Below are 12225 nucleotides of genomic sequence, written 5' to 3' on the forward strand. Positions count from 1 at the left end.
TGGAGGGACATGAGTTGAGCGACCTTATTTTACGCATAGAATCAGGTGCACCTTGTCTCAGAAACGTCATACATGCGAGCAGTCACTGTCGATATCACAGTCGAGTAAAATCCAGTCGCTCAACTGATGTCACCCCACAGTCAACGTCCTCATCGCCATGTAGCGTGCTACAGCCAGCGCTTGCGCTGCCCATCATGCGCGAGTGCAACGACGCGGCTACGTGGTTTACTACAATGTGAAAGCCAAAGCAACGCTCAAAACCGTACAGCTGAAAATCCGCCAGCGTTTGGTAGGATGGAGGGACATGAGTTGAGCGACCTTATTTTACGCATAGAATCAGGTGCACCTTGTCTCAGAAACGTCATACATGCGAGCAGTCACTGTCGATATCACAGTCGAGTAAAATCCAGTCGCTCAACTCATGTCCCTCCATCCTCCCAAACGCTGGACAAAGATGATTGCTTTAAATTTCGGTTTTGTGTTGCCTTTCTGGCAACACTATCGTGAATGTCGCTCCATCTCCTTTTACGCTCTTCGCTTCAATCTTTCCTCCATGTCGTTCAACAATCTTCTTGCACAACGCAAGACCAAGCCCCGTCCCTTCGAATTCGTCTTTGGTATTCAGACGCGTGAACGTGTTAAAAATCCGGTCGGCATAGCGTTGATCGAAACCAATTCCATTGTCCTGCACAGTAATGCTAAATAGATCGCTCTTGTCAACCCTGTGTCCGTTGATTTTAATTACAGGAGCAACATCAGTACGTCGGAATTTGAGAGAATTATTGATAAGATTATAGAACAATTGGTATAAGAGTACTTCCGCACCCTCGATTGTGGGTAAGTTGGAGTAGGCTACTTTCGCCCCTGTTTCGCCGATGCTAACCTCTAAATCCTTGATGATATCTTCAACAATGTCGGACAGGCTAACTTTTGTGGGTTCCTGCATCGCGGCATTTAGTGTCGAATAGGTGAGCACACCCTCAATCATTGTCAACATTCTATCAGATGCATGAAGAATCTTTTTGACATACGTCCTCCCGCGTTCATCAAGCTGGTCTTTCATCTCAAGCGATAGCCGGTTCCCAAACGTTTTTATTTTCCGCACTGGCTCTTTCAGGTCATGTGAGGCTACGTGTGCAAACTGTTGTAAATCTTCGTTGGACTGAGTGAGTTCTTTGGTCCTTTCAGCAACTTGAGCTTCCAGGCGTTCCGCCGACAGCTTCTGGTCATGAATGTCGAGCGCTGTTCCAATCCATTTGAAAATATGTCCGTCCTTGTCTTTGAGAGATTGGACAAGTACGGTGAACCAGCGATACTCACCTGTTTGCAGATTCTTGAGACGGTAATCCAGTCGTAGCGCATCGCCAGTCCTTTGTGCCTCATGCCACCAGTGATTAACGACTTTAAGGTCTTCGGGATGGATGACTTTACTGGGTGCTGTCATCCCTTCTTCCGGCGATTGACCAGTAAGTTCTTGCCATTGTTTACTTAAATAATCGACCGTGCCGTCAGGGTTAGCAGTCCACACAATGTGAGGGATGTTCGTGGCTAGAGTACGGAAACGCTCTTCACTTTCTTCTACCGCCTTACGCGAATGCACAGCTTCTGTCACATCCTGAACGATAGCCATTACACCCAAAACCTTACCGTTAATATCCCGGTAGGGCTGGTACACGACGTGGAGAAAGCCTTCTATCTTCTCGCGATTTGTAGTGATTGTGTACGGCGTATCATATAGGATTATGGGTACCTGAGTTGTTCTTACATTCTCTAGTAAGGGTTGATATTGGGACGCCGTCTCCGGTATAACCTCAAATATGGGTCGGCCAAGTAAATTCTCTGTTGTCGATCCGATTATCCGGGCATACGCTTCATTGACAATTTCAACACGCATTTCTTCGCCGGTCAGGACGACAATGCCAACGCTCGCTTCCCTTATCAGATCACGGAAGCGTTGCTCGCTTCGTTCTATTTTCCGCTGAGTCACAAATCGTTCGGTAACATCAACTGCCGACACAAGAATTCCATAGGGTTCACCCTTTGCAGTTCTTAGCGCTTTATAACTATAATCCAGGTATATGGTTTGAAGATTACCATGACGATTTATAGTAACTGCTGCATTTTCTTCCTTATGAGTTCTTCCTGTTTTCAATACATTAGCTAAGAGCGCTGGAAACGGTTGCCCGATCAGTTCAGGCATAAAGTCCAGCAAGCGCTGGCCGATAATACTTCTTGGCCGTGCCCATAGATTAAGCATAGCTTCGTTTGCCACCGTAAGTATCATGTCGCGGTTCTCAAAAACCGCCGTGGCAACAGTAGCTTGTTCGATCAGATCCCGGAATTGATTTTCACTTTCTCTGAGCGCAACCTGCCGTTGTCTCGCAATCAATATGTCCTGATACCATTCAATGATAATGCCGGCCGTAGTAGATAGCAGTGAAATTACTTCGATATCTTCGTTCGAAGGTTTTCTCACTGTTTCGTAGTAAACGGCGAACGTGCCAAGTAGATTTCCCTTCGATGAAAGGATCGGTATCGATGTACATGATCGCAATCCAAAGCTCCTGGCAAGGTACCGGAAATCCATCCATAATGGATCAGTTTCAATGTCTTCAACGATCACCATCGCCCTATGATAGGCAGCAGTGCCGCAGCTCCCAACGGCAGGTCCGATCGGCGTGCCATGAATAGAGTCGTTGTATGCGTCGGGCAGGGAAGGGGCCGCGCCATGAAGCAGGCGCATTTCATCATCGTCCGCAATCATGATCGAAGCGAAAAGTTTTTGCGTCGACTGCAGCTCGGCCGTTGTAACAATGCACTTCAGCACCTCTTCCAACGGCTTGCCGTTTACGGCAAGTTCCAGGGCAAGCTTTTGACCTTGTTGGATGAATTCAAATATCTTACGCCTCGTTATATCCTGAGAAATACCAATGAGACGAGTCGCATTTCCATATGAATCGAAAGTCACTTTCCCACGGGAGCTGATCCAGCGGATCTTTTTATCTTCTGAACCCAGGGCCCGGTACTCGTCCTGATACAATCCACCGGTTTCTCCATTCAATGCTTTCTGTAAAACGGACGCCGCACGATCGCGGTCTTCGGGATGAATGCCGTTTATAAATAGGTCAAAGTTAACTTGCGTCATCCCGCTCAGGCCAAATAACTCCTTCGTCTTCTCAGACCATTTCAATGTATCAGTTTGCGGATGAAAATCATAGCTGCCCAGGTCTGCTACGTCCATTGCCAGCTGAAGAAATTCGTTACCTTCCTCAATTTTCCTTCGTACTTCAATACGGTCGGTTACATCTGTAGCATATATGGCGACGAACTCCACTTTGCCTGATTCGTTCTTTATGGGTTGGGCAACAAAATCGTAGTACCCAAGTCGCATTTTATCATCCTCTCTGAAAAATGCGGCAGGGTGTCCACTGGCAGCGAATGCCTCACCGCTGGCGACAACGGTGTCAAACATCTCATAGAAACCCTGGTCGGCCACTTCCGGAAAAACTTCCCTTAGCGTGTGGCCAAGAAGTTGGGCGTCAGATCGTCCGCTGGCTTTTTGATACCGCTCATTGGCCATCACAAATCTCAGGTCTGGACATTGCAGCACCGCAATGGCTGCGGGTGCCTGTGCAAAGAACTTAATCAGGTGGTCACCACTAATTGTTGATACTGGAGAATGCATATTTGTAGCTCCCGGGTTTTGCATTCGGTTATTGATGCTTCACGTTTAATAGCGAAATAATAATGGAAGGTTTCAGGATAACCACAACATCACTTCTATTTGTTGATCCAGGTATTGACGGCCATGTTTGGACTGCTACCTTTGGTGTGGTGTTTATTTTCATTTTTCATCCTCCGCCTCCTTTCATCAGCACGCAAACGCAGTAGCAAAGAATAGACCATCAGAATATCGCCATTTCTCTACGCGCAACAAGAATTATTTCGGCCGGTGGGCAGTAAAATCCCGAGAGAGTGTGGATTGACATCTATACCTCTCTCTACCTAGCTTGTTTATCGTCCACAAGATCACGTATGCGTGTGAAGAAAAATACTCACTCCGTATGCGCCCACCCACATAGTTTCTATTTATAACTAAGAACAATTCTCACGCGAATCATCAAAAAGTCCCTTAAGTGTTTGGTGACAAAATTGAAGGCGCAGAATTGAAATAACGTTAACGGTCAGTCATCGAAACTTTCACATTAAAAAGAATCTTATGCAAAAACTTCAACCTACCAATAGCCTGCGCGTAGCCCTGGTGCTCGTCAGCTTCCTTGCCGTGAACACTGCCTTCGGCCAGGGCATGTCACTGGGTGCCTTTGCAACCTTTTCAGAATATGATGGAGACCTGAATGGAAACGAACACCGCTTTTATCAGTTCAATACCAACAAGGTCGGAGCGGCAATTTCACTCCAGCAATATCTAAATCCCTCTTTCAATCTCGTCGAGAAATTCTCATTCAATCAGCTTCGGTATCAGTCAGACGATCATCAGGTAGGGTTCGATGGAGACTTCTACGGCCTGAACGTCAAGATTCGGTACAAATTCAACAATGGATACATTCTTAAGGAGGATGCCTGGTTTGCACCCTTTCTCGTCGCCGGTGGCGGGGTACAATTGATCAACACCGATGAATATAACGGACCTCGTGAAGGCAAGATCGCAGATGGTGAATTTGCAGGTAATCTTGCCGCAGGTGCCGGAATCTTGTTCCAGTTTAACGATCGGGTAGGCCTGGAAGTGGGAAGCACCCTAAATATGCCTATGGATGACGCATGGGATGGCGTGGATAATGGATATTATGACTTCTACCTTCAACACAACCTCGGACTCGTATTCAAACTTCGCAAACCAAAAGACAGCGATAATGATGGCGTACCCGACAAGAAAGATAAATGTCCCGATACTCCTTCGACTGCAAAGGTCGATAGTAAAGGCTGTCCGGTGGACAGTGACAAAGATGGCGTGGCAGACTATGAAGATGCATGTCCATCCTTGGCAGGTAAACAAAATCTTAAAGGCTGTCCTGATAAGGACGACGATAACGTTGCAGACCAGGACGACAAATGTCCCGACGTCAAAGGTGTCGAAAGGTTTGCAGGCTGCCCCGACACAGATAACGACGGTGTGGAAGATGCCAGAGACAAATGTCCTAATCAGCCGGGGCTCGATCAGTTTGATGGATGTCCCGATTCCGATGGCGACGGCGTGCAGGATAGTGAAGATAAGTGTGCAGACACACCTAAAGGAATCAAAGTAGATGCAACAGGATGCCCCGTCGATTCCGATGGTGATGGAGTTCCCGATCTACAGGATAGATGTCCAACGTCCAAAGGGGATCCGGCAAACCAGGGATGCCCTGTGATCAAAGAAGAGGTGAAGAAACGTCTGAATTTTGCTACCCGTGGAATTCAATTTGAAACAGGTAAAGCAGCTTTGAAGACATCATCTTACCCTATGCTTGACGAAGTGGTTGGTATCCTGGGCGAATACACCGATTATAATCTCAAGATGGGTGGTCATACGGATTCAAATGGAAGCAACGCTACGAACCTCCAGCTTTCGCAGGCACGCGTTGACGCCGTCAAAGCTTATCTGACACGAAAGGGCGTGGAGGCATCCCGCATAGAAGCCACCGGATATGGGGAAGAGCAACCAGTCGCGACCAATAAGACCTCCGCTGGACGTGCCCAGAACCGAAGGGTAACACTGGAACTCGTATTGAAAAACCCATAAAGCCTGCAGTCAGTTCAGTATTTAGACATAAGCAAGATGGCGTTTCGAAAGGAACGCCATCTGCATTGCGTGCCGGAAGCCATAGAGTAAAACAAGCAAGTCAGTTATGATTCAAAATACGGAGAACGTCATATCGTCCGATCATTCGGAACCGGTCCGCCGGCAGTTTAACAACGCAACAAAAATTTCCTTTATGTACGCAGTAGTGGCAGTGTTGTCTGCTATGCTGCTTATTAATGTTTTGCTCACACGTCATAACAGCGAGATCATCGAATACAATAAAAATCTTCAGGCAGAGGCTGAAAAAATAAAAGTAAACACTCTTGATATTATTCGTACTATCCACCAGATGGATATGGGACTTCGGGGCTATGCGCTTATTAATTCACCAGTGCAGTTGAAAGTCACAACAGATGGATTTATAAAAATGGATTCTGTTCTCGGCAATCTGGAAGCGGTGCTGTCGCAGCAGGGATTTGACATGAATGCATTTACTGTGTTGAAAGACTCTACCAGCACGTATCTGAACACAATAAGGCATATGACCGCTCTGGTTCATGATGGAAAACATAACGAGTTCAATGCGATCCTCACCAAAGACCTCGGACTAAATGCTTATTTCGCTTATGTGATTTTCTCAGATCAGGTGATGCGATTCGAAAATAACGTTGCTGCCGCTGCTGTTAACCGCTATCAGGATGCGCGTGCCAGCATATACTGGCTTCAGGTAGCAATGTTCTTACTAACTGTTCCCGCACTCTTTCACCTCGTTATCTATTCTAAAAAGATGCTTAAGGTGTCTGAGGCACTTCGCATTGCTGAGAAACGTTCCGTCGATCTTCTCAGTCATCAAAACGAGGAGCTTGAACGACAAGTCCATCACCGCACAACAGAGATACTTGCTCAGAACGAAGAGATCAGCGCTCAAAACGAAGAGATTGCCGCTCACAATGAACAACTGGTTCTTCAGCGCGAAGAGATCGAACGCCAGAGAAACGTGCTGGCCGACAACAACGTAAAACTTGAAATAGCTAACAGTACCATCGCCCGGCAGAACGAATTTATAAACGACCGGAATGAAGCCCTCGTCCGCGAAATAAATAAACAAACCAGACACCTGAGAGAAACAAACGACGAACTCCTCCAACAGAACACCCGCCTCGAACAATTTGCCTATATCATATCTCACAATATGCGCGGTCCCATTGCCCGACTCGTCGGTCTCGCCGTCATATTGAAAACTGCAAAAGATCAAACAGAAAAAGACCGGATCATTCAGATGATGATCAAATCAACTGAAGATTTCGACAATGTACTTGCGGACGTATCTAAGATCCTCAGCATTCAAAAGCTGAACACAGAGACCTATACAGACGTTTCACTCGCTGGAAGCTTTGAGAAAGCAACACAGCTGTTACAGGCAGAAATACATTCGACCGGTGCTCAAATCACCACTAATTTTTTAGAAGTTCCCGCATTGTTTTCACTGAGCGCTTACATCGACAGCATATTATTTAATCTCGTCAGTAACAGTATAAAATACAGGCATCCGGATAGGCCTCCCCGAATCAACTTAAAATCGGAAATCCGGAATGGCTTTCATGTTCTGAGCATCAAAGACAACGGCCTGGGTATTGATACATCGCGGTATAAGGACTCCCTGTTTCAGCTGTATAAGCGCTTCCACCATCACGTGGAAGGGAAGGGGCTTGGCCTGTATTTGGTACGAACTCAGGTCGAAGCTTTGTCAGGAAAAATAGAGGTTGACAGCAAATTGTCTGTGGGAACCACATTTCGCATATTTTTTAAAGTGAGCGACAATGGCCAGTAACATGATCCCGGCTTGGAAAGTATTATGCAACACCGCACTGCTCCTGACTGCCAGTTGAACCTGTCCGCCCGAGCACTCTGGCGGTACCTATTGACGTTTGGCGACCACTCACGACACCCGTAATTCCGGCATTGACTGCCACCTGTAGCCTGAATAATTTGTTCCATCGCGATGATATAGCAGGTCATCATTTTTTGCGTGTCATATTGTTTGGAACAGCCCGGGGCAGGTCTTACTTGCCCCGGATGGGCTGCTCGATCCCTTCAAAATTCCCCGGTCCTTTGCAGATAAAGAATTGGTGCTATGCCCAACCTCGCCCAATTCTTATGACTGTTATTCTTTCTTCTTTTTCAGATACTTGATGAACTCCACAATCCAGTATTGTATGAGAAAAACCGCAAAAATTCCCCAGCCGGCCTTAACCACAACTGATGGAATCTTGAACGCATAAGTGTCTATAGAAACATCGATGGGCATAAAGGGTATCACCGCCACTGCGAGAACTTCAGAAATCCATATTCCCCACACCAATCCAACTATAACCAATTTGAAAATCGCCCTAAAAGAAGGTTTCACTTAAAGTTTGATAAAATTTCTGAACCAACATTATCCATCAGAAGATACAGATTTGGCGCAAGATCTTAACAGAATGCAATTAAAAAAGGTTGGCGTGGCTCACCCAAACCGAATAGACTTCGCAACTGATTGACCTGTTAGTGACTAAAAAAATAGTGCATGTAACTACGAAAAAATAGGTCGACAGTAAAAAACGGATTTCCACTAGCTTTGTAAGGGTTCTTAACCAAAACTCTAAGCAGTAAAATCCCGGAGTTATGATATCATTAGTAATAACAAGAGCATTGATGTTGGCAGCAACCCTTGCACTGGAAACAAATACCTTTGTTTATTCACAAAACTTAAATGAATCAGCAAGTAACAACGAACACGCTATTCTGCTCAATTCGAAATTCAGGCTCTTAAACCAGCCCTTCTATTGTAGACTCTTCGATGTGTTACAACCTCGTGATGTTTTGAGCGACGAAGTAAACAGTAATGGCTTGATCATCGCATGCTGGTCATCGGATAATAGAGAAAGCATCGAAGAATATAAAAAGCTGCTTTCTAAGCTTTCAGTATTTGAGAAAAACTGGATCATCCTCATCGGCGTATCCTTTGACAACGACAAAAAAACATGGTTACAAACAATTGAAAGAGAACAGCTGATCAACCGATGGAACTGTTTTTTCGACCTCCAGCTGATGAAACAAACTGGTAAAGACTCAACGTTGTTCCATCACTACAAAGAAACCTCCCTTCCGTTCAGTCTTTCTATTCGAAATGGAGTAGTCGTCGGTGCCTACCGTTCAATTCGTCTGGACGAGCGCGAAAAACCTTGAACGTTCCAGTTTAGATTCATTAGCTATAGCAGTACGGTCGGTCTTGGAGCATACTGAGGGAATGCTCCTATAATGACAATATCTGGTATCATTCGGCAAGCCCTACAATCATCTCTATAACCTGCGGATGTATGCCAAATTGATTTTCGAATTCCTCAATCGTGATATTGTCAATATAGAGATTCGGTGCCTCAATGAATATCAAAATGGCGTAAAACTCCACTTGATAGCGGTGCAGCATTTCTCTGTGATCGGAGAAAAGCCCCGATTGCTTGATAAACCTCAGCATGAGTTCGCGGTCGTAGGGAGTAATAATTACTCTCTTCACGGTCTTTACCTGTCCTGAATGGTCAAGGTATCTCTTCCCTTCCAGGAACTGAAGTTGCTGCTGCGCAAGAAGCGCCTTCTCCAATGAAAACTTATACTTTACGAAATGGCCGGAACTCATCTAAACGAGGCTGTTTGCCGACAATATCGCGAATAGGCTTCAAGTGCAAAAACGCTCCTGTACACCAGTCTCATTCGCTTGCGCTTTTAAGCTACGATCTGATCCACGTCGGGCCACGTTTGCTATATTTACCAGCAAACGCCCTGTTTAGACATGAAAACAAAATTCCTGCTAGTGGACGATGATGCGGACGACGGAATCCTTTTTGCAGAGGCGGCGAGAGAAATCAGTCCTGATGTGGACTGTCGGGTCGTTCAGGGTGGAATGAAATTGTTTGACTTGTTGTCCTCGGATCAAAGATTCACACCAGACGTTATCTTTCTCGATATCAATATGCCAATATTGAATGGCTGGCAGGTTTTGGCGACCTTAAAGAAGGACCCCAGGTATAGCGAAATACCAGTCGTAATATATTCTACGTCGAACCATCAGGGCGATGTCAACCGCGCATATGAGTCGGGAGCAGCTCTCTTCCTGACTAAGCCCGAAAGTTTTGATGAACTTTGTGAGATCTTGAAAGTTGTGGCAATTGCTCCACAGGGCCAGTTGAAGGCCACTCTTTCACGATTCCCCAATGTGCGATCTGGCTAGTTAGAAGGCGCCTGGTCAGGCGCATTTTTGGAAGGTCAAACCGGACGCATATATTCTGATTTTGTTGTGTTATATTTCTTCAGTAAAACGCGGAGACTATGAGGGAATTTGAACGAATGGCTGAGGATGTAGAAATACTCGAATCTTATCGCACAAAGGAGCAACTCGAAATCGAGCTTGCAGATGCAGCCTTACTTCAACGGCTAAGCATTGAATTGATTCAGGAAGACGGCATCGCAGGCCTGTATAAAAAAATTGTGGAGGCTGCTGTAGCAATCATGCGCTCTCAATTTGGAACAATCCAGATGTTATATCCCGACCGTGTCGATCCTGTTGGAAGACTTCGCTTACTTGCTTCGCATGGATTTACTGAGGATGCGCAGAAATATTGGGAATGGGTGTACAGCCACTCTTTCAGTTCATGTGGTGAAGTTCTTAGAACGGGTAAACGCGTTATCATCCCGGATTATGCTTCCTGTGAATTCATGAAGAATGCACCGACGTTGCAAATCTTTCTGGACGGCAACGTCTATGCCGCACAAAGCACTCCCCTGTACTCGCGCACCGGAAAACTTTTAGGAATGATCTCCACTCATTGGGATCATGTACATAATCCGCCAGAACGTCATCTTCGTCTTTTTGATATTTTGGCACGACAAGCTGCAGATCTCATCGAACGCGTGAACTCCGCCGAGGCGCTTCGGCAAAGTGAAGAACGGATGCGCGCACTTTCAATTGCCACTAACGACATCATCTACAAAATGAGCCCCGACTGGAATGAGATGTATCATCTGGATGGTCGTAACTCTTTGCAGAACACTGGTGAAACAATCACCAATTGGTTAGAAAAATATATCCTGCCTGAAGATATGGATAGGGTGAGGAATGCCATTAATAAAGCTCTGGAATCGAACCATGAATTTCACTTGGAACATCGTGTGTTTAAAGCAGATGGTTCCGTTGGTTGGGTGTCCTCTCGCGCTATACCTGTACGCGATCATGAAGGTAATTTGGTAGAATGGTATGGTGCAGCCAGCGATATCACTGAGAAAAAAGCTTTTCTCGAAGAACTTGAAAACAGGGTCGGTCTGAGAACACTGGAATTAAAACGTTCGAATGAAGACCTCCAGCAATTTGCTCACGTTGCAAGTCACGATCTAAAGGAACCTGTCCGGAAGATCAGAACTTATGGTCTTCTGTTGCAAAAGGAACTGGAGGCACTCGGCGAAGGGCGCGAAAAATCATTTCTCGGGAAGATTCTTGAATCGGCTAGTCGAATGTCTACTATGGTAGACGGCGTACTTACGTACTCTACCATGAACGCAACGGGTAAGGAGGTTGAATTGATGGATCTGCATGATGTGATGTCAGATATTTGCAATGATCTCGAGATTCTGATCCAGGAAAAAAATGCATCCATCAACTGTTATGAGCTTCCAAAAATTGAAGGAAGCAGGGTACTAATCTACCAGCTGTTCTATAATTTGATCAACAATTCACTTAAGTTTTCTTCTCTCTCCGGAAAGCCTGAAATTAAAATTACCTCCAGTATAACTGGCTCGGGTGATGCAGAATATGCTTCCATCGTGGTTGCTGATAATGGCATAGGTTTCGGGGCCGAACAAAATGAAAACATCTTCAAAGCTTTTACCCGACTCAATCCGAAAACAACTTACGACGGAACAGGATTGGGACTGTCACTCGCCCGCAAAATTGTCGAACGACATCACGGCTCAATCGAAGCCCAGGGGCAAATGGATACCGGTGCAATATTTACCGTCAACCTACCTTTGAAGCAAAATGAACCGATAACCTAGCTCACGATCCTCGGACAAATTAACATCATGTGACTAGTAAATAATTTGCCGATATCGAATCGTCCTTCAGTAACAACAACGGTCCCTGTGCATTCATCACTTTCTGCTGTAAAATGGAATGTTCCGGCAAGTATACCCTTGACCTCAACCCATCGCGATAATGTCACGTACCCACTTATTGCGAAGTCGTAGACGCACGATACAACGCTTGAAAAAAAGTCCAACGTCCTTATCCGAAAATCGCCAATTATCCTCTTTCCCCAAAACGCTTACTCTTGTTTTTTAGGTGGACATCCGCCAGGGCGTTTGTGTCTAAGAAATGACAACGTTCTGTTAAAAAAATTCGCGTCCCTGAAGTGTTTGCGAAAGGCCATCTGGTAGCCCAATGCTATCCACCTTGC

8 protein-coding genes are annotated in these 12225 nt (G+C 45.7%); 5 read left to right on the top strand and 3 right to left on the bottom strand.

Annotated features, from left to right (window positions below; translation table 11 throughout):
* Window positions 1-463: 463 nt before the first annotated feature.
* Complete coding sequence (locus WBG78_RS24985) at window positions 464-3685, bottom strand: PAS domain S-box protein (protein ID WP_337329243.1); 3222 nt, start codon at window positions 3683-3685, stop codon at window positions 464-466.
* Between the two features lie 534 nt (window positions 3686-4219).
* On the opposite strand from WBG78_RS24985, the gene WBG78_RS24990 reads away from it, so the two are divergent.
* Both WBG78_RS24990 and WBG78_RS24995 read left to right on the top strand, forming a co-directional pair.
* Window positions 4220-5740: an OmpA family protein gene (locus WBG78_RS24990; RefSeq protein ID WP_337329244.1), complete on the top strand. Its 1521-nt coding sequence runs from the start codon at window positions 4220-4222 to the stop codon at window positions 5738-5740.
* A 193-nt stretch (window positions 5741-5933) separates the two neighbouring features.
* Complete coding sequence (locus tag WBG78_RS24995) at window positions 5934-7571, top strand: sensor histidine kinase (protein WP_337329245.1); 1638 nt, start codon at window positions 5934-5936, stop codon at window positions 7569-7571.
* A 333-nt stretch (window positions 7572-7904) separates the two neighbouring features.
* Here WBG78_RS24995 and WBG78_RS25000 read toward each other — a convergent pair whose 3' ends face one another.
* Complete coding sequence (locus tag WBG78_RS25000; RefSeq protein ID WP_337329246.1) at window positions 7905-8147, bottom strand: hypothetical protein; 243 nt, start codon at window positions 8145-8147, stop codon at window positions 7905-7907.
* Window positions 8148-8404: 257 nt separating this feature from the next.
* Between WBG78_RS25000 and WBG78_RS25005 the strand changes: the two genes are divergently transcribed.
* The gene (locus WBG78_RS25005) at window positions 8405-8968 is read left to right on the top strand and encodes a hypothetical protein (RefSeq protein ID WP_337329247.1); all 564 of its coding nucleotides are present in this window, start codon (window positions 8405-8407) and stop codon (window positions 8966-8968) included.
* An 88-nt stretch (window positions 8969-9056) separates the two neighbouring features.
* On the opposite strand, the gene WBG78_RS25010 is transcribed toward WBG78_RS25005, so the two are convergent.
* The gene (locus WBG78_RS25010; protein ID WP_337329248.1) at window positions 9057-9416 is read right to left on the bottom strand and encodes a hypothetical protein; all 360 of its coding nucleotides are present in this window, start codon (window positions 9414-9416) and stop codon (window positions 9057-9059) included.
* A gap of 153 nt (window positions 9417-9569) precedes the next feature.
* Between WBG78_RS25010 and WBG78_RS25015 the strand changes: the two genes are divergently transcribed.
* Together WBG78_RS25015 and WBG78_RS25020 are read left to right on the top strand one after the other, a co-directional pair.
* Window positions 9570-10007: a response regulator gene (locus tag WBG78_RS25015; RefSeq protein WP_337329249.1), complete on the top strand. Its 438-nt coding sequence runs from the start codon at window positions 9570-9572 to the stop codon at window positions 10005-10007.
* A 98-nt stretch (window positions 10008-10105) separates the two neighbouring features.
* Window positions 10106-11824, top strand: coding sequence for an ATP-binding protein (locus WBG78_RS25020; RefSeq protein WP_337329250.1), 1719 nt, complete (start codon window positions 10106-10108; stop codon window positions 11822-11824).
* Window positions 11825-12225: the final 401 nt, after the last annotated feature.

Source organism: Chryseolinea sp. T2, from assembly GCF_037203685.1.
Classification (GTDB): Bacteria; Bacteroidota; Bacteroidia; order Cytophagales; family Cyclobacteriaceae; genus Chryseolinea.